The organism is Butyricicoccus sp. AM27-36, assembly GCF_003480945.1.
In the GTDB taxonomy this organism is placed as follows: Bacteria; Bacillota; Clostridia; order Oscillospirales; family Butyricicoccaceae; genus Agathobaculum; species Agathobaculum butyriciproducens.
In genome coordinates, this window is record NZ_QUJR01000006.1 from 106,652 (window position 1) to 131,334 (window position 24,683).

The following is a 24,683-nucleotide window of genomic DNA, read 5'->3' on the forward strand; positions in this document are numbered from 1 at the left end:
CACGAAAAAGGCACCGACTCGGTGCCTTTTTCATTTGCTGTACCTTGTAACCGAGCAATGAAACGGTTATAATAGAACCTGTACGATAAAAGACGAAAAAAGGAGGAATTTCCTTGCAGTTAGAACAAACGCTGCGGACGCTGTGTGCACTGCCGGCGGTCAGCGGCTTTGAAATGCAGGCGGCAAAGGCCGTCGCGGAGCTGTTCCGGCCGTACTGCGACACCGTGGACGCGGATAAGAACGGCAACGTGATCGGCAGCCTGTCCTGCGGTAAAGAGGGCGCGAAAACCGTCCTGCTGGACGCACATCTCGACCAGATCGGCTTTCTTGTTACCGAGGTGCTGGACGGCGGCTTTCTGCGGTTCGCGCCGGTCGGCGGTGTGGACCCGCGCATGCTGCTCGGCGGTGAGGTGACCATTCTCGCGGACGAACCGCTGTACGGCGTGGTATCCTGCATGCCGCCGCACCTGCTCAAAACAGGCGAGCAGAACAAGGCCGTGCCGATCGACCAGATGGCGATTGACACCGGTCTGCTCGATGCCAAAAGCCGCATTCGCGTGGGCACGCCGATCGTGTTCGCGCAGCAGCCGATCAAGCTGGCGGGCGGTCAGCTTTGCAGCAAGTGCCTTGACGACCGAGCGGGCGTTGCCGCCATCCTGCTGGCGATGGAGAAGCTGCACGCGGCAAAGGACAAGCTGAAGTGCAATGTCGCGGTGCTCATCAGCACGCAGGAGGAGGTCACCGAACTGGGTGCGCAGACCGGCGCGTTTACGGTTCAGCCGGAGTACGCCATCGCAGTGGATGTGACCCACGGCAGAACGCCGGATGGTCCGTCGGACGGTGTGTTCGACCTCGGCAGCGGCGTGGCGGTCGGCATGGGTCCGAACCTGCACCGCGGCTTCACCAAGGCGCTCATCAAGACCGCCAAGGCGAACGACATCGACTATACGCTTGAAATTATGGAGGGCAACACCGGCACGAATGCGTGGACGATGCAGATCGTCGGCCACGGTATCGCAATGGGCCTGCTGTCCATTCCGGAAAAATACATGCATACGCCGGTCGAGGTTGTGAAGCTGTCTGATGTGCAGGCGGTTGCTGACCTGATGGCGGAATTTCTGCGCGGATTTGACGGGGAGGTGGGCGCATGATCGAACTGATGAAGCAGCTGTGCGCACTGCCGGGGCCGTCCGGCTGTGAGGATGCGGTGCGCGAGTTTGTGCTCGAGAAGGTAAAGCCGTTCGCGGACGAGATAAAGACCGATGCCATCGGCAATATTATGGTGTTCCGAAAGGGCAAAAAGGCGCTCGAGCGTCCGGTCGTTGTGTGCGCGCACATGGACGAGGTCGGCGTTATCATCAAGCAGATTACGGACGACGGCATGCTGAAGTTCGGCTTTGTCGGCGGCGTGGACCCGCGTGTTGTCATCGGCCGACCGGTTCGCTTCGGTGATGTGCAGGGCGTGATCGGCATCAAGGCAGTTCATTTGACGACCGCAGCAGAGCGCCGCACCATGCCCAAGACCAAGGATTTGTATATCGACATCGGTGCAGCGAGCAAAGCTGCCGCCGAGGACAAGGTTTCGCTTGGCGATTACGGCGTGTTCGACTCGGCGGTTGTCGAGTTCGGCGACGGTCTTATCAAGGCCAAGGCGATTGATGACCGCGTCGGCTGTGCTGCGCTCCTCAAGCTCATCGAGGACGAGCCGCCGATCGACACCTGGTTCTGCTTTACTGTGCAGGAGGAAGTCGGTCTACGCGGTGCGGCAAGCATGGCGTATGCGCTCGACCCGGGATTTGCAATGGTGCTCGAGGGTACGACAGCTGCTGATCTCGCAGAAGTGGAAGGCGGCAAAGCCGTTTGCCGCGTACGCGGCGGTGTTGTTCTGCCGTTCATGGATGGCGCGACTATCTACGATGCGGAGCTGTTTGAACTTATGCGCAATGCCTGCGACAAGCGCGGAATCCGCTGGCAGACGAAAACGCGCGTAGCTGGCGGCACGGACGCAGGCCGCATCCACAAGAGCCGTGCGGGCGTGCGCGTGTGCGCGGCCGCGGCTCCGGTACGCTATATTCACTCGCCGTCCTCGGTGGCGGCAGTAGCCGACTGCGAAGCGGTGCTCGCTGCCGCACGCGCATTTCTGGAAGAACTCGGAGGGAACGACGAATGAGCAAGATTTTTGATTTATGGAACACGGTCGCGGGTGCATTCGGCCCTTCCGGCCGTGAGGATGCGGTGCGCGAAACCATCGCGGAGATTGCAGGCGCGTATATCGACGATGTAACGACAGATGCGCTCGGCAATCTTATCTGCCGTAAAAAAGGCGTAAAGGGCGGCAAAAAGCTGCTGTTTGCCGCGCATATGGACTCCATCGGCGTAGTTGCCACCTATATTGAGGACAAGGGTTTCATCCGTTTTTCGCAGATCGGCGGCCTGTATGTCGGTGACCTGCTGAATATTCAGGTGAAGTTTGCCAACGGCACGCGCGGCGTGATCTCGTACGAGGAAAAGACGCCGCTCAAGGATTTGACGCTGGATAATCTGTTCATCGACATCGGCGCAAAGAACGCCGAGGAAGCGCGCAAGCTGGTGCAGATCGGTGATTTCGCTGTGTACGAGGCACCGCGGTTCGAGCAGAACGGCGTGCTGTGCGGTCCGTATCTGGACAACCGCATCGGCTGTGTGACGCTCCTGCTGATGATGGAGCAGCTGGCGGATAAGGAAATCGAGAACGACCTGTACTTCGTGTTTACGGCACAGGAGGAGGTTGGCCTGCGCGGCGCAGGCGCGGCAGCGTTCGCAGTTGAGCCGGATGCGGCTATCGCAGTGGACGTGACCGATACCGGCGACCTGCCGGAGATGAAGTCCGCGATGGCGGTCGAGCTGGGCAAGGGACCGGCAGTCAAGGTGATGGACCGCTCGGTTATCTGCACACCGGCGGTTGTAGATGCGCTCGAGCAGGCGGCGAAGGACTGCGGTGTATCCGCGCAGCGCGAAATCCTGCTGTGCGGCGGCACGGATACGTCGGCGCTGCAGAAGGCACGCGCGGGCGTGCAGGCAGGCGCGGTCTCCATCCCGACTCGCTATATCCATTCTCCGAGCGAGCTGTGCGCGGTTTCCGATGTAGAGGACGCGGCAAAACTGCTGACACAGTATGCACTCCAAAAATAACCGATAGAGTTACTGGGAATGTTGTAAAAACGACAGGTGACAAGCTGCCGATTTTGCAGTATGATAAAGACACAGCAAGGGGCTGATACCGATAAAAGGTGCAGGACTCTTGCTGTTTTTTTATACCCTTTCTCATTTCGACCACATCTTACTTACATACTACTCTTTGCCTGAAGCCGTTCTACCTTATGGTAGAGCGGCTTTGGGCATTTTACGCTCTTTATTCGGCAAAACGTGCACGTTGTCCGTGCTATACTGAATCTTGTTCGGGAGGTGCGGTATGGTCGTCTATCTGGATGTGCTGTTTGCCGTCAACGCGCTGATGGATGGCGCAACACTGCTTGCGGCGGCTCGCTTAGGCGGCGTGCAGGTGCGGAAAATGCGGCTGATTTTCTCAGCAGCACTCGGCGGCGGCTATGCCGTGCTGGGTGCGGTCTGGCCGGTGCTGACACTCGCGCCGCTGCGCCTGCTTGCAGGACTGGGCCTGTGCATGGTCGCTTTCGGCAGAGAGCGGCACCTTGCGCGGCTGTGTGCACTGTACGGCGTAGTCGCGGCCTCGTTCGCCGGACTGGCGGCGGCGCTGAGTGCCGCAAGCGGCAGGAGGCTGCTGCTCTCATGCGGGTACTACTTTGCGGTGCCGATACAGGTGCTCGTGCTGGCGGCAGCTGTCGGCTACGCGGCAAGCGGGATACTCCTGCGCGGAGACGCGAAGCACGGTGCGCTGCACCGCGAAACGGAAACGCTGACCATCCGGTTCGGCACTCGGCAGACCGCCGTGCGCGTGCTGCACGACACAGGCAACGACCTGACCGAACCGGTTTCCGGAAAGCCGGTCGTGGTGCTCGAGCACAAGGCCGCCGAGTGCCTGCTGGACACGAAACTGCCGTTCGGCAGTGCGTCCGCGCAGCTGACGGCTCTGCCGGAAAATCTGGCTGCACGCTGCGGTCTGCTGCCGTTTCACGCGGTCGGCACGGATGGCGGTCTGCTGCTGTATTTCCGGCCGGACAGCGTGCTGAGAGCGGACGGCACGGCACTCGACTGTGTGTGTGCGGTCAGTGCGGTCTCCATCGGACAGGGCGCGTACGAGGGACTTATCGGGGTGTGAAAGGGAGAGCAAAATGAAATTTCTGCAGTGGTTAAAGATGGTTTTGCGGCGGTTTCGAGCGCAAGGCGTACATTATATCGGCGGCAGCGATGTTCTGCCGCCGCCGTTGTCTCCGGAGGAAGAGGCCGCTGCCGTGGAGGCGAACAGCGGGGGCGATGTTGCGGCGCGCAACTGTCTTATCGAGCACAATCTGCGGCTGGTGGTGTTCCTGGCGCGCAAGTTTGAGTCGAGCGGTGTGGGAACAGAAGATTTAATTTCTATTGGAACGATCGGACTCATCAAGGCGGTGAGCACCTACCGGAGCGACAAAAACGTCAAGCTGGCGACATATGCATCGCGGTGTATCGAAAACGAGATTCTCATGCATCTACGCAAGATTGCCGGACGGCGGAGCGAGGTTTCCATCGACGAGCCGCTGTCCTCGGACTGGGATGGCAACGAGCTGCTGCTGAGTGATATTCTCGGCACCGAGCCGGACAGCGTCATGCGGCCGCTCGAGGACGATGTGGACAAAATGCTGCTGCATCGTGCACTGGGTCATCTGCCGCCGAGAGAGCGGCAGATCATCTCGCTGCGGTTCGGCATCGGCACGCCGAAGGCGCTGACGCAGAAGGAGGTCGCGGATTTGCTGGGTATCTCGCAAAGCTACATTTCAAGGCTGGAAAAGCGGATTATCGCGCGAATGCGAAAAGATATTTTGAAGTATTCGGCGTTTTAAGGCAATACCGCATAATTGAACAAGAGTGATTTGCGAGTAAATTTTGCGTACTGACGAGGCACAGTTTTGCGGTAATACTTGATGTATTACCGTGAAACTTCGGCAGCGCGGACGGAACTCGCGCAAGGAACCGAAGCCAAAGTCAGGACACAAAATTTCCGCAAAGCACCGCGGCAGCGCGACCGGAGCCTGCGCAAGGAGCCGCCGCTTTAATTGTGCGGTGTTGCCTTAAGAAAGAGTGAGGAGTGAAAAGTTGAGAGGGGAGAGAACGCAATGGGGTATCGTTCGGCAAGTCGCAGATAATTCACAAATGTTGTGCAGAATATTCTCCAGGCCAACGAGTTGCGCGACACTGTCATGTATGCCGCGCTTGCGGAGAGTAACCCGCATGTGTAGCGGTAAGGTATCTGACGTTGCGTAGAGGTAGAGAAATGGGCGCACACTGTGCGCCCGCGCGGCGTCAGCGCGTTTCCTCGGTTTGCAGCCGATGCGACAGTTTTCTTTTCTCCTGCACTATGCTATAATAAAAGAAAACCCAAGGGATGAGATACCATGCAGATCGAAATTCGGCAGTACGAGCAGCGTGACGCTGCACAGGCAGCAGAAATTTGGAACGAGGTCGTTGAGGACGGTAAAGCCTTTCCGCAGATGGAAAAGCTGGACGAGGTGACCGGTCATGCCTTTTTCACTGAGCAGACCTATACCGGCGTAGCGTACGACGCGGCAACTGGCGAGCTGGTCGGTCTGTATATTCTGCACCCGAACAATGTGGGCCGCTGCGGTCATATCTGTAACGCCAGCTACGCCGTCAAAAAGACCGTGCGCGGACAGCATATCGGTGAAAAACTGGTAAAGCACTGCATTGCACAGGGAAAAACGTGCGGATTCCGCGTGCTGCAGTTCAACGCCGTCGTCAAGAGCAACACGGGTGCGCTTGCGCTGTACAAAAAGCTGGGATTCACACAGCTTGGCGGGATTCCGGGCGGATTTTTGAACAAGGACGGCGAATACGAGGATATTATCCCGCATTACCACGTTCTATAAAGAGAAAAGGAGAAAACAATGCTTTTTTGCAATATTGATCTGTTGGATGAGAATTTTGCGTTCAAGCGCGGGCAGTACGTTGGCGTGAAGGACGGAAAGATTGCCTATATCGGCGATGCCGAGCCGCAGGAGGATTACGGCGAGCGTTACGACGGCAAACACCGTCTGCTGATGAGCGGCTTTTACAACGTGCACAGCCATGCGCCGATGACGCTGCTGCGCGGCTACGCGGAAAATCTGCCGCTGCAGCGCTGGCTGGGTGAGAAGGTATTTCCGTTTGAGGACAAGATTGACGACGAGGCGGCGTACTACGGCACGCAGCTTTCCATCGCGGAAATGCTGGCGAGCGGTACGGTTTCGTTCTCGGATATGTATTTCTTCTTCGACGGCATGATGCCCGCGATACGCGAGAGCGGCATCAAGTGCAACCTCAGCCGCGGCCTGACCGTATTTGACGACAGCGACTACGAGAGCCTTGCCGCCTACAAGGACAATCTGCGCCTGCTGAACGAGTGGAACGGTGAGCTGGGCGGCCGTCTGATCGGTGATCTGTGTATCCACGGCGAGTATACCTCGACACCCAAAGTGGTCGAGGCGGTAGCCGCCCACGCGAAGGACGCGGGTGCGCGTATCCACATCCACCTGTCCGAGACGCAGACCGAGCACGAGGAGTGCAAGCAGCGTCATGGCCTGACGCCGGCGGCGTACATGGAGGCGCACGGTATTTTCGATTCCCCGACCACGGCGGCGCACTGCGTCTGGCTGGAGGACGAGGATTTCGATATCCTCAAAAAGCACGGCGTTTCCGTGGCGTGCTGCCCGGCGAGCAACCTCAAGCTGGCATCCGGCTACGCGAATATCCCGAAAATGCTGGAGAAGGGCATCAATATCGCGCTCGGCACAGACGGCGCAGCCTCCAACAACAACCTGAATATTCTGCAGGATATTTACCTGTTCGGTGTGGTTTACAAGGGGTTCTATCACGATTCTACGCTGCTGACGCCTGCACAGGTGCTGCACACGGCAACGCGCGCCGGTGCGCTCTCGCAGGGGCGCACGGACTGCGGCAAGCTGGCGGTTGGATATAAGGCTGACCTGTGCGTCATCGACACCGATACACCGCAGTTTACACCGATGACCGACGCCGCCTGCAACGTGGTCTATGCGGCTCAGGGCGCGGACGTTCGCCTGACCATGGTGGACGGCGAGGTGCTGTACCGCGATGGTGAATTCAAGACCATCGACATTGAAAAGGTAAAGGCGGAAACGCAGAAGCGCACGGACGCTATCCTGCGCCAGCTGTAAGGAGGGAGACCTATGCTGACAAAAGCAAATGTAGCGGAATCTGCAGCATATCTTAAAGAAAAGCTGCCGTTTGTGCCCGAAATTGCACTGGTGCTCGGCTCGGGCATCGGTCCGCTGGCGGATGAGGTGGAGAACCCGACGTATGTACCTTACGGCGAGATTCCGCATTTTAAGGTATCCACCGCGCCTGACCACGCAGGACGCATGGTATGCGGCACGCTGGCCGGACGCCGTGTTATCTGCATGCAGGGCCGTCTGCACGGCTACGAGGGCTACGCGCCGGACGAGGTGGCGTATCCGGTTTATGTGATGAAGGCGCTGGGCGTGAAGGCGCTTGTCGTGACGAATGCCTCCGGCGGCATCAACACCGGCTATCATGCGGGCGATTTTATGCTGATCACCGACCACATCAACATGACCGGCAAAAGTCCGCTGACCGGTAAAAACGATCCTGAACTCGGTACTCGTTTTCCGGATATGACGTTCGCCTACAGCCGCGAACTGGGAGAAAAAGCCCTGCAGGCCGCTGCGGACTGCGGTCTTAAGCTGCATCAGGGCATATACTGCGGCGTAAACGGCCCGCAGTTTGAGACACCGGCGGAGATTCGCATGTTCCGTACGCTCGGTGCGGATGCGGTCGGCATGTCCACCGTGTTCGAGGTCATTGCGGCCGCGCACTGCGGTCTGCCGCTCGTCGGTATTGCCATGATCACCAATATGGCGGCGGGCGTGCTTATGCAGCCGCTCTCGGGCGCTGAGGTCAACGAGACTGCCGAGCGCCGCGGCGCAGAGCTGCGCCGTCTGGTGGCAAAGCTGCTCGAGAAAATTTAAGGAAAATTTCAAAAAAGTGTTGACAGAAAGCGATTTCTGCGATATACTAATAAAGCTGTCACGGAAAAGCGTTGGCAGCTTGATTTCGAGGTGTGGCTCAGCTTGGTAGAGCGCTTCGTTCGGGACGAAGAGGCCGCAGGTTCAAATCCTGTCACCTCGACCACTTTTTTCAAATCAAATAACAATATTTCGAGGTGTGGCTCAGCTTGGTAGAGCGCTTCGTTCGGGACGAAGAGGCCGCAGGTTCAAATCCTGTCACCTCGACCACAAAAACTCTGGAAACCACATGGTTTTCGGAGTTTTTTGCTATCTGATGAAAATTTTACTTACCACTTACTATATCGAAAGAGAGGACGGCATTGATGCAGAACGCAGAACAGAAGACCGCACTCATTGCGATGAGCGGCGGCGTAGACAGCTCGATCGCGGCTTACCTGATGCGGCAGGCGGACTTCCGCTGCATGGGCACGACCATGCGGCTGTACCGCAACGAGGATCTCGGTGCATGTAATTTCCGCACCTGCTGTTCGGAAAAGGATATCGAGGACGCAAGTGAGGTTGCATTTCAGCTGGATATTCCGTATGAGGTACTGGATTTTACACTGGATTTTCAGGAGAAGATCATCGGCAAGTTTGTCCGCACTTATGAGGCAGGCGGCACGCCCAATCCATGCATTGACTGCAACCGCTTTATGAAGTTCGACAAGCTGCTGGATTTTGCCGAGCAGCACGGCCTGTATTACGTTGTCACCGGTCACTACGCCCGCATTGAGCAGGACGAACAGACCGGTCGCTGGCTGCTCAAAAAGGGTGTGGACGCGGGCAAGGACCAGAGCTATGTGCTGTACACAATGACGCAGCGGCAGCTTGCGCACACCAAATTTCCTCTGGGCGACCGCAACAAGCCGGAGATCCGCGAGCTGGCGGAGCAGCTCAGCTTCTGCAATGCACGCAAGCACGACAGCCAGGATATTTGCTTTGTGCCGGACGGCGATTACGTCAAGTTCATGGAGCAGTACACGGGCAAGCACTATCCGGCAGGCGATTTCCTCGATTTGGACGGCAAGCCGGTGGGAAAGCACAAGGGTGCTGTCCGCTATACCGTCGGCCAGAGACGCGGCCTCGGTCTTGCGATGGGTGAGCCGGTGTACGTCTGCGGCAAGGATATGGAGAAGAACACGGTTTCGGTCGGACCGGAGGCAGCGCTGTTCTCGGACACTGTGATCGTAGATGACATGAACTGGATTGCGATTCCGGAGCTGACCGAGCCGATTCATATCAAGGCGAAGATTCGCTACCGCCATCCGGAGCAGCCGGTGACGGTTTCGCCAATGGAGGACGGCCGCGTCAAGCTGGTGTTTGACGAGCCGCAGAGAGCCGCAGCAATTGGTCAGGCGGCGGTGCTGTATGACGGCGATGTAGTTGTAGGCGGCGGCACCATCGTGGATGTGCCAAAGCAGGCGGGCAGGTGAGGCGCGGCATGAAATTTCTCATTGCATCCGATATTCACGGCTCAGCATACTACTGCGAACAGCTGCTGCAGGCGTTCGAGCGCGAGCAGGCTGCGCGTCTGCTGCTGCTCGGCGATATTCTTTACCACGGTCCGAGAAACGATCTGCCGCGCGATTACGCGCCGAAGAAGGTGATTGCCATGCTGAACGGCATGGCGGATATAATCCTATGTGTGCGCGGCAACTGCGACACCGAGGTGGATCAGATGGTACTCGAGTTTCCAATCCTCGCGGACTATGCCGTCCTGCCGGCAGGGGAGCGGCTGGTGTATGTCACGCACGGACATCAATTCAACACGAAAACACCGCCTCCGTTGCGTCAGGGCGATGTGCTGCTGCACGGACATACGCATATTCCGGCATGGGAGCCGTTTGGCAGGGAAAACCTGTATCTGAACCCGGGTTCAGTGTCCATCCCGAAAAATGATACCGCACATGGCTATATGACACTCGAAAACGGCGTTTTTACATGGAAAACGCTGAGCGGCGAACCATATCACACGCTTGCATTGTAAAAAGAGGCTGACAGTTCACAGCTGTCAGCCTCTTTTTTATTGAATGTCGGTTTGCTTGCAAACCGCGTCCGCTAAAAGGCTTCGCCTTTTAATCGAAATTAGTCTACCTTCACGGTCCAGCCCAGCTCATCCGGCAGCTTGCCCCACTGGATGCCGGTCAGGGTGTTGTACAGCTTGTGGGTAACTTCACCGATCTCACCGTTGTTGATGTGAGCAACATCGCCCTCATAGCGCAGCTCGCCAACCGGAGAGATAACAGCAGCAGTACCGGTGCCGAATACCTCTTCCAGCTTGCCGTCGTGGGAAGCCTTCATAACGTCAGCGATCGGCAGGCGCTCCTCGGATACCGGAATGCCCCAGTGCTTGAGCAGCTCGATGCAGCTCATACGGGTAACGCCCGGCAGAACGGTGCCAACAGTCGGAGCAGTGTAAACGGTGCCGTCGATCTTGAAGAAGCAGTTCATGGAGCCGACTTCCTCAACGTACTTGTGCTCAACGCCGTCCAGCCACAGGGTCTGCTCGTAGCCCAGCTCGTGTGCCTTTACCTGAGAGATCAGGGATGCAGCGTAGTTGCCGCCGCACTTGGTGAAGCCGGTGCCGCCCGGGCAGGCACGGGTGTACTCATCCTCGACGAAGATCTTAACCGGATTGATGCCGGTGGAGTAGTATGCGCCGACCGGAGAGCATACGATGATGAACTTGTGAGTGCGGGAGGTACGAACGCCCAGATGCGGCTCGGTAGCGATTACAAACGGACGGATGTACAGGCTGGTGCCCTCAGCGTGCGGAACCCAGTCCTGATCGAAGGAAACAATGGCCTTGACAGCCTGAACAAAATCCTCTACCGGCAGGCTCGGCAGGCACATACGATGGTTGGTGTTGATCATGCGCTGTGCATTCTTGTCCGGGCGGAACAGCTGAATGGAGCCGTCCGGGGTGCGGTAAGCCTTCAGACCCTCAAAGGACTCCATTGCATAATGGAAAACCATCGCTGCCGGATCAAGCTCAAGCGGCTGATACGGTACGATGCGGGCATCGTGCCAGCCCTGTTCCTCATCGTGATCAATGATCAGCATATGATCGGTATAATGAACACCAAAGCCGAGGCTGCTTTCGTCCGGCTTTGCTTTAGGAGTAGTAGTGCGCTGTGTTGTGATCTGCAGCATGGTTGATTCACTCTTTCTTTATAAGAATTTGTACTCTTTTATTATAGCACTCGATTCTCACAACGCAAGGTGTTTTTCGGCAGAAAGGGTGACAAACCCGCTGTGCTTTGGTATAATATGTTCGTACGAATTGCTGAAAGGAGTGAGTGCGTATCAAAAAAATCATCAGCTGTGTGCTGTGTGCCGCGCTGCTGCTGACGTTTCTGCCTGCACCGGCGCATGCGGTGACGCTGACAGCGGTAAACGACTCCATCCTGCCGCTCGACGAGAGCACCATGCCTGCACGTCTCGGCGGCGAAACCTATGTGCCGTACAGTGTGTTTACCACGCTCGGTGTGTCTGCCTCGGAGAATGACGGCGTGCTCGATCTTTCCGCAAACGACGAAACGCTCAGCTTTTCGACTGCGGAAGGCTATGTGTACGATCAGAATCTGAACAGCTATTCCACACCCGCGTATGAGATGAACGGAACGGTTTATGTGCCGGTCAAGCTGTGTTGTGCGAAGTTTGGCTTTACCTATTCTTCACTGACCCTGCAGGGGGAAAATGTGCTGCGTGTCGCGGACGGCTCGGCACAGAGCGATTCGGCGTTTATTGCGGCGCATACCAAGGTGATTGAGAACACGATCGACAACTACAAGGGCAGCACTTCCGGGTCGGACCGCAGCAATAACACGAATACCAATCCGGCACCGGCAAAGCCGGTGGACAACGATACCATCGAAATACCGAAGGTAGAGGAAAAGCCGGCGAAGAAGCCGGTCCGCGTGTATCTTGCCTATTACGGCGCGCCGAACGAAAACACGGCGGCTGTTCTGGACAATCTGCATGACGCAGGCAGGCAGGCGGCGTTTTTCCTGCCGACGGATACCTCCGAATGGGACGATGATCTGGTTCGCCGAATCGCAGCGGAAGGACATACGGCAGCCTTTCTGCTACAGGCGGACAGCAAAACCACAGGAGCAGACATGCTGACCGACCTTGCCGCTGCGAACGAGCGCCTGACACTGCTGACCGGTGTTGCAGCCCGCATAGCCGCCAACCAGAGCGGCAGCGACGCACTCACCGAAGCACAGCGCAGCGTGCTCATCGGCGCAGGCTACCGCCTGTGGGATGCCGGTCTGGACAGCGGCGATGCCGAGAAAAATGCGGCGGAAGCGTATACGCAGACCGTACAGTATTTCGCCTCCACGTCCGGCGTGGTAGTCGTGCGGCTGCACCACAGCAAGGCAACCCCGAGACTGACCGAAGCGCTGTGCTCGTATATCGGACGGCAGGGTATTTCGGCAGGACGCATCACATACAGCGTTGCGCCGGTCAACAGTGCATCCGATACCCGATGAAGGGAGGACTCTATGAAGCTGATCTTATGTGTGGATGATAAAGGCGGCCTGGCCTTTAACCATCGCCGCCAGAGCCGCGATCGTGTGCTGAATGAGCACATTCTTATGCACTGCGGTATGCACAGGCTGTGGATAAGTCCGTACACCGCAAAGCTGTTCGGAGCGGATACGGCAGTACGGCTTTGCATCGCCGAGGATTGCCTCGAGCGGGCGGCAGAGGACGATTACTGCTTCGCTGAGGTGCACGATCCTGCACCATACTTAAACAGGGTGCAGCAGGTGATATTATATCACTGGAATCGTGTCTATCCCGCCGACCGGTATTTCACCCTGCCGGAAACCGGATGGACGAAGCAAAGCGAGACCGAATTTGCCGGTTCCTCGCATGAGAAAATAACAGAGGAAGTATTTGTTAAATGCGAAAATTGACCCGCGCGTTTGCGCCGATTGTATTCGTGCTCAGCCTGCTGCTTTCCGGTTGTGCACTGCCCATGCCGTCGAGCAGTATGGTTTCGATGGACGATCTGCCCGCCTACTCGGATTCTGCTTATGTCGAGATCGACGGCAATCAGCCATTCTTCACCGACGCAGACAAACAGGAGACCGGATCGTTTGAGGAATATTCGGATTTGGATTATCTCGGACGGTGCGGCACGGCATACGCCAATGTCGGACAGGATCTGATGCCCGCAGATGGAGAAAAACGCGGTTCGATCGGTCAGGTCAAGCCAACCGGATGGCATACCGTCAAGTATGACTGTGTGGACGGCAAATACCTGTATAACCGCTGTCACCTGATCGGCTGGCAGCTTACAGCCGAGAATGCCAACAAGCAGAATCTGATCACCGGCACGCGATACCTCAATATTGAGGGTATGCTGCCGTTTGAGAATATGGTCGCTGACTATGTGAAGGAAACCGGCAACCATGTGCTCTATCGGGTCACGCCGGTGTTTGAGGGCAGCAATCTTGTTGCCTCGGGCGTGCAGATGGAGGCGTGGTCGATCGAGGATGACGGCGAAGGCATTTGCTTTAATGTGTACTGCTATAACGTCCAGCCAGGCGTGGAAATTGATTATGCCTCCGGCGAAAGTCAGGCAGCGTAAAGAAAAACAGCAAGTTCAGTCGGACTTGCTGTTTTTTTTCATTGAGAATGGAGAATTGAAAATTGAGAATTTCGGTAACGCGCAAAGCGCGTTTATTCAATAACCGCCCTTCGGGCGGCTTCTTTTATTCTCCATCCTCCATGATCCATTCTCAATTTGTTAAATTTGCTTGCGGATATGCTCCAGTGCGCCCTTCTCCAATCGGGATACCTGCGCCTGTGAGATGTGTATCTCATCAAACGAAAGGATGTGATTTGCAGGATGATTTCTGCGCTTATCGTACGGTAAAAGTGCGGATTTGTCAAGATGGACAGGGAAAATCAAGTGATTGACCAATAGAGAAGCAAAGCCGCAAGAAACCCATCACATCCGTCTTTTTCACCGGAAAAATTTATGCTATAATGGTATCAACTACTAAGGGGAAAGGCGGGATACCGTTGCGCACAAGACCAATCCTTGCGGCAGCGGCGTTGCTGCTGGTGGCCGGACTTGCCGCCGTGACGCATCAGGCTGTATCGCAGGCGGACGAGCCGCTCCGCATCGGCACAACGTACATGACGATGAACAACCCGTTTTACAGCGTCATTGACGAGGAACTGCGGTTGGTGATCGAAAGCCGCGGCGATATTCTGCTGACGCGTGATCCGGCGCTCGATCAGGAGCGGCAGAACGAGGAGATACGCGATCTGCTGCACGAAAATATCGACCTGCTGGTGCTCAATCCGGTGGACTATCGTGAGATCGAGCCGGCACTGCGGGAGGCACAGAAGGCGGGCGTACCGGTCGTGGTTATCGACTCGCAGGTCAGCAACCCGGATTTGGTAGCGTGCACGATCGCGTCCGACAACTACGGTGCGGGTGTGCTCTGCGCGGAGCACCTGATGAACACGCGTGATTCCGCGAAGGTCGTGCTGCTTGAGCACGCATCTACCAAGTCCGGCCGAGACCGTATCCAGGGCTTTTGCGATACGCTGGCATCCGACGTCAACTATCAAATCATCGGTCGCGCGGACAGCGCCGGTCAGCTTGAAGTCGCCATGCCGGAGATGGACAAGCTGCTTGAACAGGGCATTGTGCCGGACGCCGTGATGTCACTTAACGACCCGAGCGCACTCGGCGCGATGGCGGCTCTGCAGGAGCATGGCATGCTGCAGGATACGGCGGTTTACGGCGTGGATGGTGCTCCCGAAGCGAAAAGCATGATCAGCGAGGGCGCTATGACGGCGACAGCGGCCCAGTCACCCATTCGGCTGGGGCAGATTACCGCACAGACGGTCTACGCCATCTTAAACGGTGAGGACTACGAAAAGGAAATCACGGTTCCGGTAGCACTGGTGACCAGGGACAACGTAAACAGCTACGACATGGACGGCTGGCAGTAGGGGGGACGGTATGGCACAGAGTTTGCAGTTTTTCCGCCGGATTATGCTGCTGCTGAATATCACCGTGTGCGTATTCCTCGCATGGGTGTTCGGCATGACGCCGGTGCTGGCGGCGCGGCAGTCGGACGGTGTGACGTTCACGCAGAATTTAAGCGCGCTGCCGGCCAAGCCGTGGACGCTGACCGTAGCGATTCTCAGCATGGCGGCGCTCATTGTGGTTGGTGTACTGCGCAGACGCAGCTATCATTTCGTCGGCTGGACCGAGCCGTTATTCGCGCTGTGCGTGATTTTTGCGCTGCATCTGGACTACAACGGCCTGCTGCTGTATGTGGTTGTGGATTTGATCGACGGCCTGCACGGCAGAACGCGCCGCCGGTTTCTCGGCGTCATGACGGCGCTGTTCCTGCTGACCGGTTTGGGTGCCCTGCAAGGAGCGCTGCACACGGTTCCGTTTTCGGAATATCTGCTGTATTTTGACATGCACACGCGGCAGCTTTTGCAGAGCACGGTGGATTTGCTGGGCGCACTGCACCTTATCCTGTTCGTGGTGTACATGGTGGTGCTCATCGGGCAGAGGACCGAGGAAAATTCGGCAATACGCCGTCTCAACGGCGAACTGGAACAGGCGAACGATCAGCTTTCGGTTATGAACGAGCAGCTCAAGGCTTACGCCGCCGAGAGTGAACGCATGGCCGAAACGCGCGAGCGCAACCGCCTTGCCCGCGAGATTCACGACACGCTCGGCCACGCGCTGACCGGCATTACCGCCGGTGCGGACGCATGTCTGCAAATGCTGGAAATCTCGCCTGAGATGGCGAAAAAGCAGATGGAACGCATTGCGGCTACCGCTCGTGAGGGCATGAATGAGGTGCGCCGTTCGGTGCGGGCACTGCGGCCGGATGCACTTGAGCGCATGCAATTAACAGATGCGATAGCGAAGCTGTGCACCGAAATGCAGGCGACTTCGCAGGCGGAGATTATGCTCGACCTGCAGGCTGAGGATCTGCGGCTGTCGCCGGACGAGGAGGACGCGGTGTACCGCATCGTGCAGGAGAGCATCACGAATGCTATCCGGCACGGACACGCAACCGCGGTGCGTGTGCGCATTGCAGCGGAGGAGCGTCGGCTTGACATAACGGTAACGGACAACGGCTGCGGTTGCACGAAAATTGAGCCGGGATTTGGTCTGCGGCACATGCGCGAGCGGCTTAAGCTGTTAAATGGCACGTTAAAGGTGAAGAGTGAAAACGGATTTGAGCTGCACGCGGAAATTCCGTTAAGATGGGGTGATGTATATGATTAAAGTGCTGCTGGCAGACGATCAGGAGCTGATTCGGGAAAGTTTAGGCTTTGTTTTGAACGCACAGAGCGATATTACCATTGTCGGCATGGCGAAAAACGGCCGCGAGGCCATCGAACTGGTGCGCAGCGAAAAGCCGGATGTTGTGCTGATGGACATCCGCATGCCCGAGGTGGACGGCGTAGAGTGTACGCGGCTGATCAAGTCGGCGCATCCGAATATCAAGGTGATTGTGCTGACCACGTTCGACGATGACGAGTATGTGTTCAACGCTCTGCGGTTCGGCGCGTCCGGATATCTGCTCAAGGGTGTGTCTGTTGCAGATTTGACCAATGCGGTGCGCGAGGTCGTGCGCGGCGGCTCCATTATCGCGCCGGACGTGGCAAGCAAAGCCTTGCAGATGTTCGCGCGGATGGCCAAGGGCAACCTCACCATCGGTGTAGACGAAAAGCAGACTGAGGATTTGCAGGATAACGAATGGCGCATCATCCGTGAGGTCGGTGCCGGACTGTCTAACAAGGAAATCGCGGCTGCGCTCTGCCTGTCCGAAGGCACGGTGCGCAACTATCTGAGCAGCATTCTCAGCAAGCTGGATCTGCGCGACCGCACGCAGCTTGCCATCTGGGCGGTGCAGACCGGCGTAGCAGGCCGTCCGTTTGGAGGTCCGCAATGAAGGGGCTGGCGAAGCGTCTGACAGCGATCATCGTGCTGACAGCGGTGTGCCTGACGATGGTCGTTTACAGCCGCACACGTCCAGTCGAACTGCGACTCGGCTTTATGGCGGGCAGCTACTGGGATGCGCCAAACGGCAACTGCTACGCCGTCATCGACGCGGCGATCGAGCGATTCGAGCGGGAACACCCGAATGTGCACGTCACCTACACAAGCGGCATCCTCAAACGGGATTACTCGGAGTGGCTTATCGACCAGTACCTGCTCGGCAGTGAGCCGGATGTGTTCCTCGTGCTGCCGGAGGATTTCGGTGAGCTGTGCGAACTCGGTGCACTCGCGCCGCTGGACGGCTATCTTGCGCAGGATGAGGCGGTGTCCGACACGGATTTCTATCCGGCGGCGCTGCAGAGCGGCGCGGAGAACGGCGTGCAGTACGCGCTGCCGTATGAGTGCGTACCGACGCTGATGTGCGTCAACAAGACGCTGCTCGAAAGCGAAGGCATTGCTGTGCCGTCCGGTGACTGGACGTGGGAGGATTTTTACAACATCTGCGCCAAGGTCACGCACGACACGGATAGTGACGGCGAAATCGATCAGTTTGGCTGCTATGGATATACCTGGCAGGATGCGCTGATCGCGAACGGCACATCGCTGTTCACTGAGGGCGGCAGCAGCTGTCTGATCTCTCTGCCGAGAGCCGTGCAGGCGGTGGCGTTTGCACAGCGGCTGGACAAGCTCACCGCAGAGACCGCGCCTTCTGCGCGGGACTTTGATGAGGGCAGGGTGGCGTTCCGGCCGTTCCTGTTCTCGGATTACCGGACGTATCAGCCGTATCCGTGGCGCATCAAGCGCTACTCGGATTTCTCGTGGGACTGCATTCCGATGCCGCACGGTCCGGCGGGCAGCAACAGCTCGGAGCTGAGCACCGTGCTGGCCGGCATCAGCAGCCGCTCGGCACATACGACGCTCGCGTGGCAGTTTCTGCGCGAGCTGACCGCCAATGCGGACAATCAGTCCATGCTGTTTACGGATTCGCACAGCGTGTCCGCGTTGCGGAGCGTGACTGACTCGGAAAAAACCCGCCAAATTCTCCGGCAGGACACACCAGGCGAAAGCCGGTCCGGCGTGGAAATGCTGTCGGATGTCATGGAGCAGGCGGTGGCGGCACCGCGGTTCCGCAATTACGATCAGGCGCTGCTGTTGACCGAAGGACTGGTACAGACCGCGATGGAGGATGAGCATAATTTGTCACTCCAGCTGCAAAGAGTACAGCACGAAGTGCAGGAATATTTACAGAAAAACTGACGATATCGAACGCGATACGCGCTCTGTTTGTGCAACACGCACAGACAGAGCGCATTTTATTTGCATATTTTGATAATCAGCATGACATTTGTCATGAAAAAACAGGACGATTATCACACGAGGGTCATGACAAAATACAGATTTCACGCTCCCCCAAATCCGGTATACTATGCTCAACAAACAGGAAAGAGGGAACGGAAAATGAGATATCTGATTTTGGTCAGTCACGGCACCTTTGCACCGGGTCTGCACAACGCGCTCGGCATGATGGCAGGTAGCGACCGCGAGGACATCCGCTCGACCAGCCTGCTCGACGGCATGGATGTGGACACCTTCCGCGCCAACTTCGCAGAGCTGGTTAAGGACATTACCGCAGAGGACGAAATCATCCTCACGGCGGACATCATCGGCGGCTCGCCGCTGACAACTGCACTTGATGTGCTCACCGAAAAGGGTCTGCTGGGCAAAACGCTTGCCATCGGCGGCATGAACCTGCCGCTCGTACTGACGGCGGCCTTCGCGGATGCAGAGACACCGCTCGATGAGCTGGAACAGGAACTGACCGGCGAGGCCAAGGACCAGATCAAGCGGTTTGACCTCGGCGGCGATGAAGACGACGATATTTAAGGCAACACCGCACAATTAAAGCGGCGGCTCCTTGTGCAGGCTCCGGTCGCACTGCCGCGGTGCTTTGCGGAAATTTTGTGTCCTGACTTTGGCTTCGGTTCCTTGCGCGAGTTCCATCCGCGCTGCCGAAGTTTCACGGTAATACATCAAGTATTACCGCAAAACTGTGCCTCGTCAGTACGCAAAATTTACTCGCAAATCACTCTTGTTCAATTATGCGGTATTGCCTTAATAAAAATAGTAAAGAGCAGTATTAAGGAGGAAAAAGTTATGTCAATCTCTTTTATTCGTGTTGACGACCGTATGATCCACGGTCAGACCTGCACGCGCTGGGCGCTCGAGTATCCGTGCGACGGCCTCATTGCCGTAAACGACAAGGCGGCTACCACGCCGGTGCTCAAGGCGGCGTACAAGAACGCAAGCGACAAGAAAACTTTCGTGTGGACGCTCGACGAGTGGCGCGCAAAGTGCGGCAAGGTGCTTGCCAGCAAGGATCGCTACTTCCTCATCACCAAGGACCCGATCACGATGAAGAGCATCCTCGTGGACGACGGCTTTGATCCCGGTGAGGTAAAGACGGTTATCATCGGACCGTGCAACGACCGCCCGGGCGCGACCAAGCTGGGCAACAATCAGGCGATCACCCAGCCGGAGGCGGACGCACTCGAGGCCATTATGCAGAAGGGCTACGAAGTAGAGTTCGCGCTCATCAAGGAGGCCGCCATCGGCAACTGGAAGAAGTTCCGCGGTCAGTTCGGCTACTAAATTCTATTTCACAAAATAAAAAAGAAAAGAGGGAGAACTTATGCAAGTTCAAGTTTGGCAGGCTGCATTGTTCGGATTGCTCGCATGTCTGGCATCCATGCCCGGTCTGGGCGGTACGGTGCTCGGCAACTACACACTGGGCCGTCCGCTGGTAGCGGGTCTGATCGTCGGCCTCATCATGGGCGATGTACAGACGGGCATTTATCTCGGCGCGGCCATTCAGGTCGTATACATCGCACTGGTAACGCCGGGCGGCACGGTTTCCGCTGACGTTCGCGCGATCTCTTACATCGGCATTCCGCTTTCCATGGTTGCCGTGCATTCCATGGGTCTGAACCCGGCATCCGCTGAGGGACAGGCAATGGCGGTAACGCTCGGTTCGGCTGTCGGCACCATCGGCACCGTGCTGTTTTACGGAACAGCTACCGTAAACCTCGTTTGGCAGCATATGGGCTGGCGCGCTCTGGAAAAGGGTGATCTGCGCAAGCTGTATGTGGTCGATATGGGTCTCCCGTGGATTTCCCACATCCTGTGCTCGTTTATTCCGACGTTTATCATCACCAAGGTCGGCACCAGCATGGTAGATCTGATGAAGGCCTACCTGCCAATGGACGGCGTTGCAATGAAAACACTGTTCACCGTCGGCTCGCTGCTTCCGGCAGTCGGTATCGCCATCCTGCTCAAGCAGGTCGCGACCAAGCCGGTTGATATTCTGGTATTCGTATTCGGCTTCACGCTGGCCGCTTGCATGGGCCTCAACCTGATTGCGGCATCTATCGTCGGCGGTTTCTTTGCGGTCATCAACTACCGCATCAAGATCCTTGTTTTGCAGAAGGCCGCTCCCGCAGCTGCAGCCTCTGCAGCGGAATTTGACGACGATGAGGAGGAGATTTGATCATGGCAGAAAAGAAACTTTCCAAGAAAGCGCTGAACAAATCGTTCCGCAACTGGTTTTACGGCCATCTGACCTGCTTTTCGCAGGAGCATATGCAGACCTTCGGCTACCTGTGCGCCATGCTGCCGCTGGTAGAGGAGCTGTACGACACCAAGGAGGAGCAGACCGAAGCCCTCAAGACTTATTCCGCATTCTTCAACACCGAGCCGCAGCTGGGCACCGTCATCGTCGGCATGACCGCCGGTCTGGAAGAAGCCAAGGCCAACGGCGAGGACATCGACGGCGAGATGATCAACGGCATTCGCGCCGGTCTGATGGGACCGGTTGCCGGTATCGGTGACAGCCTGCTGGTCGGCACGCTGATTCCGATTCTGCTGGGCGTTGCGCTCGGCTTATCCTCGGGCGGCTCGCCGCTCGGCGCGATCTTCTACATCATCGCGTACAACGTCATTCTGACCCTCGGCATGCGCCTGCTGTATTTCAAGGGCTATGAGCTCGGCGGCAAGGCCGTTGAGATGATCGTCGGCGAAAAGGCGAACGCCATCCGCGAGAGCATTATTATGCTCGGTACGGTCGTTATCGGCGCGGTTGCCGCAAGCTGGATTTCGATCACAACGCCGCTCGTCCTGCCCGGTGACATTTCTCTCCAAAAGGATGTGCTGGATACCATATTCCCCAAGATGCTGCCGCTGGCTACCGTTATGCTCTGTTACTGGCTGATGAGTAAGAAGAAAATGGCGCCCACGACCGTTATGCTCGTGCTGGTCGGCATTGCGCTGGTCGGCGTACTGGTTGGATTCTTTGATCCGCAGCTTGCATACTAAAATCGTTTCACTCAGACTATATCACACTTTCACCCCTCTGGCCGCTGAACGAAATCGTTCAGCGGCCGCCGTACAGGAAAGGAGTTTTCTCAATGAACAAGACCGCATTACTGCACGAGGCCAAACAGCAGCAGCAGGCCCTTCGGCAGCTTTCCCTCTGGAAGCGAATCGCTATGCTGCTCTCCTCCTGCGCGGCGGTGCTGGCCTGGTGGGGCATCGCGGGCAGCGGATTGCGCTTTGCGGGCGGCGTATGCGGCGTGATTATCGCGCTGGTGTGCGCGGTCTGCGCGGCTGTGATCGGACTGGGCATCCGCAACGGAAACCGCAATGTCGCCAATATTTTGTCGGCGGCAGAGCAGTCATAAAGGAAGAAATGCGATGAATCAACAACAATATCGGTTGCTGTGCATGGATATTGACGGCACGCTTCTGAATTCGGCGCACAAGCTGCCGCTCGCCAACCGCGAGGCTGTGCAGTCTGCGGCGAAGAACGGCGTGACCATCTGCCTGATGAGCGCACGACCGCCGCGGGCAGTGTTCTCGATTCGGGATGCGCTCGGCGTGGATGGACCGCTGGTGTGCTGCGGTGGAGGACTTATTCTCTCGGGCAAAAACCGGCTGGCGGACAGCCACCTGACCCGCGCATGTGCGCAGGCTGTCCTGCAGGAAACGCAGGCGAGAGGTATCCACTTGAGCGTTTACCGCGACCTCGACTGGCTCATTGCCGCCGAGGATGAATGGAGCCGCGCCGAGACGCAGATAACCGGCGTACAGCCGACCGTCGCGCCGTTGGAGACTCTGTTTGCAGACTGGGGCGACGCAGGCGCGCACAAACTGCTCTGCATGGGCGAGAAATCGCAGATTGACGAAATGATTCCGGTACTGGAGGCGAAGCACCTGCCGATGACGCTCGTGCGCTCCAAGGACGAATATCTGGAGGTCATACCGGCAGGCGCGGGCAAGGACACGGCCATGCATGTGCTGTGTGATTCGCTGCACATCTCGCCCGACGAGGTGATGGCGCTCGGCGACCACGACATTGACGCGCCGCTGCTCCGCGCTGCCGGACTGGGCATTGCAGTGGGCAACGCTTCTCCGATCGCACGGGCAGCCGCCGACGAAGTGACCGCTTCGTGCGACGAGGACGGCGTGGCACATGCTATTTATCGCCATATCGGAGGAGGTGCAGGCATGAAATACCGTTTGCTCGCGCTCGATCTGGACGGCACGCTGCTGAACTCCTGCAAGGAGGTCACGCCCGCCGTCAAGCGGGCGCTCGGCTGGGTCAAGGAGCGCGGCGTACATGTTGTGCTCTCGACCGGACGCATTGTCGGCGAAGCGGCGGAGTTCGCCCGTGAGCTGCCCTGCGAGGATTTGATGGTCACGGCGGGCGGCACGGCGATTGCCACTGCATCGGATGAGCGCATTCTGCAAAGTTGGGACATGCCGTGCGAAATCGGCGCAAAGGTGGTCGAGACGGTGCAGAGCCGGCCGGTGCGCGTGATGATCTATGTTGGCAGCAAAATCTATATCAATGAATATTCCAACCGCGATTTTGTCGCAAATTACCGCGTAGAGGGCTTTCATGCGAACAAAATCGTCGTGGAGGATATCGCCGGTGAGATTCGGAAAAACCATCTGAACGTCACCAAGGTGTACGCCCTCGGCGAACGCGAGGTGCTCGAGCAGGCGCTTGCGGAGATTCGGCCGCTGCCGGGTCTAACGATCACAAGCTCCGGCTCGGACAACTTTGAGATTCTGCCGGCCGGTGCGGACAAGGGACGCGCGCTCACCCGCTTAGGCGAGATGCTCGGCATCACGCCGGATGAAATGGTTGCCATCGGTGACAGCGACAATGACGCGGAAATGCTTCGCGCAGTCGGGATGCCGGTGGCGATGGGCAACGCGGATGCGGCGCTCAAGGATCTGGCAAAATACATCACAGCAGACTGCGACCATGACGGCGTGGCACAGGCGGTCTATCACCTATTCAAATAACACAGAAGGGGGAAGAGACATGCCGTTTATGACCATTCCGGAAGCTGCGGTTTTATGGCACATTTCCGCCGCCGAACTGCGGCAGTTTTGCGAAAACCATGCGATTCTTGGCGCGATACGCGTGCATCAGCGCTGGTTTATCCCGGAGGACGCGGCCTGTCCTTCCGAAATCCTTCCCGTATCCTGAACCTTGTCGGAGGTCTTTCCATGGCACAAACCGATCTGCAAATCCACAGCAGCCTGACTGCAGGCGGTGAGCTTTCGCCGCGTGCACTGGCCGAACGCTGCTGTGAGGAACGGCTGACGCTGGCGGCTTTGACCGACCGGCGGGCAGTCAGCGGTGTGCCGGAATGCATCTGGCGCGGCGCACAGCTCGGTGTGCGCATTGTGCCCGGCATTGAACTCGACTGCCGCTGGCGGGAACGGGATTTTCTCACGCTCGGCATCGGCATTGACATCACCTGTCCGGCGCTGCTCGAGATTGAGCGGACGCGGAACGATTCGGTGCAGTCGTTTGCAGCCGAGCAGGCGATTCACACGATTCACGAAGCAGGCGGACTGGCCGTGCTCGTGCCGCCGAATGAGATGGACGACACCTTTCCGGTGGCGGCATTCGACGGCATTGCAGCATACGGCAGTCACAGCCAAGCAGATACCGCGCGGTATCACACACTGGCACGCAGACACGGTTTGATCGTCACCGGCGGCAGCGGATTTCTCAGCGAGGACAAGCCGCCGTATCGACCGGGTACAGTGGACTTTTATGGACACGAACCGCAGGTTGCAGCGGCATTTCTCGCCGCAATCCACCATTTGAATGAAGAAAAAAGGAGTTTTCATCATGACAGCATTTGAGTACACCATTACGGATTCCATTGGCATTCATGCACGTCCGGCAGGCATGCTGGCGAAGGAGGCCGCGAAATTTAAAAGCAAGGTTTTCCTGCATTTCGGTGATAAAAAAGCGGATGCACGCCGCCTGATCGCCATCATGGGCATGGGCATCAAGCACGGCAACACCGTTCGCGTGGAAGTGGAAGGCGAGGACGAAGCGGAAGCGGCAGCGCAGATCGAGGCATTTTTCAAGGCGAACCTGTAAG

26 protein-coding genes, 2 tRNA genes and 1 pseudogene are annotated in these 24,683 nt (G+C 57.5%); 28 read left to right on the plus strand and 1 reads right to left on the minus strand.

Annotated features, from left to right (window positions below):
* Nucleotides 1-113 precede the first annotated feature (113 nt).
* The 12 genes from DW724_RS09630 to yfcE all read left to right on the plus strand — a co-directional run bounded on the left by DW724_RS09630 (nucleotide 114) and on the right by yfcE (nucleotide 10,200).
* Nucleotides 114-1,151, plus strand: a complete 1,038-nt coding sequence (locus DW724_RS09630) for a M42 family metallopeptidase (RefSeq protein ID WP_118761305.1) — start codon at nucleotides 114-116, stop codon at nucleotides 1,149-1,151.
* Nucleotides 1,148-2,170, plus strand: coding sequence for a M42 family metallopeptidase (locus DW724_RS09635; RefSeq protein WP_118761306.1), 1,023 nt, complete (start codon nucleotides 1,148-1,150; stop codon nucleotides 2,168-2,170). The genes DW724_RS09630 and DW724_RS09635 overlap by 4 nt, the downstream gene beginning before the upstream one ends.
* Nucleotides 2,167-3,171 carry a M42 family metallopeptidase gene (locus tag DW724_RS09640; protein WP_118761307.1) on the plus strand — a complete coding sequence of 335 codons (1,005 nt, stop codon included), beginning with the start codon at nucleotides 2,167-2,169 and terminating at the stop codon, nucleotides 3,169-3,171. The genes DW724_RS09635 and DW724_RS09640 overlap by 4 nt, the downstream gene beginning before the upstream one ends.
* Before the next feature lie 280 nt (nucleotides 3,172-3,451).
* Nucleotides 3,452-4,276, plus strand: coding sequence for a sigma-E processing peptidase SpoIIGA (locus DW724_RS09645; protein WP_118761308.1), 825 nt, complete (start codon nucleotides 3,452-3,454; stop codon nucleotides 4,274-4,276).
* Between the two features lie 13 nt (nucleotides 4,277-4,289).
* Nucleotides 4,290-4,994, plus strand: a complete 705-nt coding sequence (gene sigE / locus DW724_RS09650) for an RNA polymerase sporulation sigma factor SigE (RefSeq protein ID WP_117751267.1) — start codon at nucleotides 4,290-4,292, stop codon at nucleotides 4,992-4,994.
* A 552-nt stretch (nucleotides 4,995-5,546) separates the two neighbouring features.
* On the plus strand, nucleotides 5,547-6,038 hold the full coding sequence (locus DW724_RS09655) for a GNAT family N-acetyltransferase (protein ID WP_118761309.1): 492 nt from the start codon (nucleotides 5,547-5,549) through the stop codon (nucleotides 6,036-6,038).
* 18 nt (nucleotides 6,039-6,056) lie between these two features.
* The gene (locus DW724_RS09660) at nucleotides 6,057-7,343 is read left to right on the plus strand and encodes an amidohydrolase (protein WP_118761310.1); all 1,287 of its coding nucleotides are present in this window, start codon (nucleotides 6,057-6,059) and stop codon (nucleotides 7,341-7,343) included.
* A 12-nt stretch (nucleotides 7,344-7,355) separates the two neighbouring features.
* On the plus strand, nucleotides 7,356-8,174 hold the full coding sequence (locus tag DW724_RS09665; protein ID WP_118761311.1) for a purine-nucleoside phosphorylase: 819 nt from the start codon (nucleotides 7,356-7,358) through the stop codon (nucleotides 8,172-8,174).
* 86 nt (nucleotides 8,175-8,260) lie between these two features.
* Nucleotides 8,261-8,337 (plus strand) — tRNA-Pro (locus DW724_RS09670).
* Nucleotides 8,338-8,364: 27 nt separating this feature from the next.
* Nucleotides 8,365-8,441 (plus strand) — tRNA-Pro (locus tag DW724_RS09675).
* 95 nt (nucleotides 8,442-8,536) lie between these two features.
* Nucleotides 8,537-9,646, plus strand: coding sequence for a tRNA 2-thiouridine(34) synthase MnmA (gene mnmA, locus DW724_RS09680; protein ID WP_243105725.1), 1,110 nt, complete (start codon nucleotides 8,537-8,539; stop codon nucleotides 9,644-9,646).
* Between the two features lie 8 nt (nucleotides 9,647-9,654).
* Nucleotides 9,655-10,200 (plus strand): phosphodiesterase, encoded by a 546-nt coding sequence (yfcE, locus tag DW724_RS09685; protein ID WP_118761312.1) that lies wholly within the window; start codon nucleotides 9,655-9,657, stop codon nucleotides 10,198-10,200.
* 98 nt (nucleotides 10,201-10,298) lie between these two features.
* Here yfcE and DW724_RS09690 read toward each other — a convergent pair whose 3' ends face one another.
* Nucleotides 10,299-11,366 (minus strand): branched-chain amino acid aminotransferase, encoded by a 1,068-nt coding sequence (locus DW724_RS09690; protein ID WP_118729083.1) that lies wholly within the window; start codon nucleotides 11,364-11,366, stop codon nucleotides 10,299-10,301.
* Between the two features lie 146 nt (nucleotides 11,367-11,512).
* Here DW724_RS09690 and DW724_RS09695 point away from each other — a divergent pair, with 146 nt between their 5' ends.
* The 16 genes and pseudogenes from DW724_RS09695 to DW724_RS09770 all read left to right on the plus strand — a co-directional run bounded on the left by DW724_RS09695 (nucleotide 11,513) and on the right by DW724_RS09770 (nucleotide 24,682).
* Nucleotides 11,513-12,709, plus strand: a complete 1,197-nt coding sequence (locus DW724_RS09695; protein ID WP_118761313.1) for a hypothetical protein — start codon at nucleotides 11,513-11,515, stop codon at nucleotides 12,707-12,709.
* A 12-nt stretch (nucleotides 12,710-12,721) separates the two neighbouring features.
* Nucleotides 12,722-13,138 (plus strand): hypothetical protein, encoded by a 417-nt coding sequence (locus tag DW724_RS09700; protein ID WP_118761314.1) that lies wholly within the window; start codon nucleotides 12,722-12,724, stop codon nucleotides 13,136-13,138.
* Nucleotides 13,126-13,803, plus strand: a pseudogene (locus DW724_RS09705) (DNA/RNA non-specific endonuclease); the annotation flags it as partial. The gene DW724_RS09700 and the pseudogene DW724_RS09705, both read left to right, overlap by 13 nt.
* Nucleotides 13,804-14,252: 449 nt before the next feature.
* Nucleotides 14,253-15,197 carry a sugar ABC transporter substrate-binding protein gene (locus tag DW724_RS09710; RefSeq protein ID WP_243105726.1) on the plus strand — a complete coding sequence of 315 codons (945 nt, stop codon included), beginning with the start codon at nucleotides 14,253-14,255 and terminating at the stop codon, nucleotides 15,195-15,197.
* A 10-nt stretch (nucleotides 15,198-15,207) separates the two neighbouring features.
* A complete protein-coding gene (locus tag DW724_RS16040) occupies nucleotides 15,208-16,500 on the plus strand; it encodes a sensor histidine kinase (RefSeq protein ID WP_243105727.1) in 1,293 nt (430 codons plus the stop codon).
* Complete coding sequence (locus tag DW724_RS09720) at nucleotides 16,493-17,170, plus strand: response regulator transcription factor (RefSeq protein WP_118761317.1); 678 nt, start codon at nucleotides 16,493-16,495, stop codon at nucleotides 17,168-17,170. Before DW724_RS16040 ends, DW724_RS09720 begins: the two co-directional genes overlap by 8 nt.
* The gene (locus DW724_RS09725) at nucleotides 17,167-18,474 is read left to right on the plus strand and encodes an extracellular solute-binding protein (RefSeq protein WP_118761318.1); all 1,308 of its coding nucleotides are present in this window, start codon (nucleotides 17,167-17,169) and stop codon (nucleotides 18,472-18,474) included. The genes DW724_RS09720 and DW724_RS09725 overlap by 4 nt, the downstream gene beginning before the upstream one ends.
* A 201-nt stretch (nucleotides 18,475-18,675) precedes the next feature.
* Complete coding sequence (locus DW724_RS09730) at nucleotides 18,676-19,101, plus strand: PTS sugar transporter subunit IIA (RefSeq protein WP_118761319.1); 426 nt, start codon at nucleotides 18,676-18,678, stop codon at nucleotides 19,099-19,101.
* Nucleotides 19,102-19,371: 270 nt separating this feature from the next.
* The gene (locus DW724_RS09735; protein WP_117489526.1) at nucleotides 19,372-19,866 is read left to right on the plus strand and encodes a PTS system mannose/fructose/N-acetylgalactosamine-transporter subunit IIB; all 495 of its coding nucleotides are present in this window, start codon (nucleotides 19,372-19,374) and stop codon (nucleotides 19,864-19,866) included.
* Nucleotides 19,867-19,906: 40 nt separating this feature from the next.
* A complete protein-coding gene (locus DW724_RS09740; RefSeq protein WP_118761320.1) occupies nucleotides 19,907-20,761 on the plus strand; it encodes a PTS mannose/fructose/sorbose/N-acetylgalactosamine transporter subunit IIC in 855 nt (284 codons plus the stop codon).
* A 2-nt stretch (nucleotides 20,762-20,763) separates the two neighbouring features.
* The gene (locus DW724_RS09745) at nucleotides 20,764-21,585 is read left to right on the plus strand and encodes a PTS system mannose/fructose/sorbose family transporter subunit IID (RefSeq protein ID WP_117489529.1); all 822 of its coding nucleotides are present in this window, start codon (nucleotides 20,764-20,766) and stop codon (nucleotides 21,583-21,585) included.
* A gap of 92 nt (nucleotides 21,586-21,677) precedes the next feature.
* Nucleotides 21,678-21,950 (plus strand): hypothetical protein, encoded by a 273-nt coding sequence (locus tag DW724_RS09750; RefSeq protein WP_117489531.1) that lies wholly within the window; start codon nucleotides 21,678-21,680, stop codon nucleotides 21,948-21,950.
* A gap of 13 nt (nucleotides 21,951-21,963) precedes the next feature.
* Nucleotides 21,964-23,583, plus strand: a complete 1,620-nt coding sequence (locus DW724_RS09755) for a Cof-type HAD-IIB family hydrolase (RefSeq protein WP_158580257.1) — start codon at nucleotides 21,964-21,966, stop codon at nucleotides 23,581-23,583.
* 19 nt (nucleotides 23,584-23,602) lie between these two features.
* Nucleotides 23,603-23,770: a DNA-binding protein gene (locus DW724_RS09760; protein WP_118761322.1), complete on the plus strand. Its 168-nt coding sequence runs from the start codon at nucleotides 23,603-23,605 to the stop codon at nucleotides 23,768-23,770.
* 20 nt (nucleotides 23,771-23,790) lie between these two features.
* The gene (locus DW724_RS09765) at nucleotides 23,791-24,438 is read left to right on the plus strand and encodes a PHP domain-containing protein (protein WP_118761323.1); all 648 of its coding nucleotides are present in this window, start codon (nucleotides 23,791-23,793) and stop codon (nucleotides 24,436-24,438) included.
* Nucleotides 24,425-24,682, plus strand: a complete 258-nt coding sequence (locus DW724_RS09770; RefSeq protein ID WP_117489539.1) for an HPr family phosphocarrier protein — start codon at nucleotides 24,425-24,427, stop codon at nucleotides 24,680-24,682. The genes DW724_RS09765 and DW724_RS09770 overlap by 14 nt, the downstream gene beginning before the upstream one ends.
* Nucleotide 24,683 lies beyond the last annotated feature (1 nt).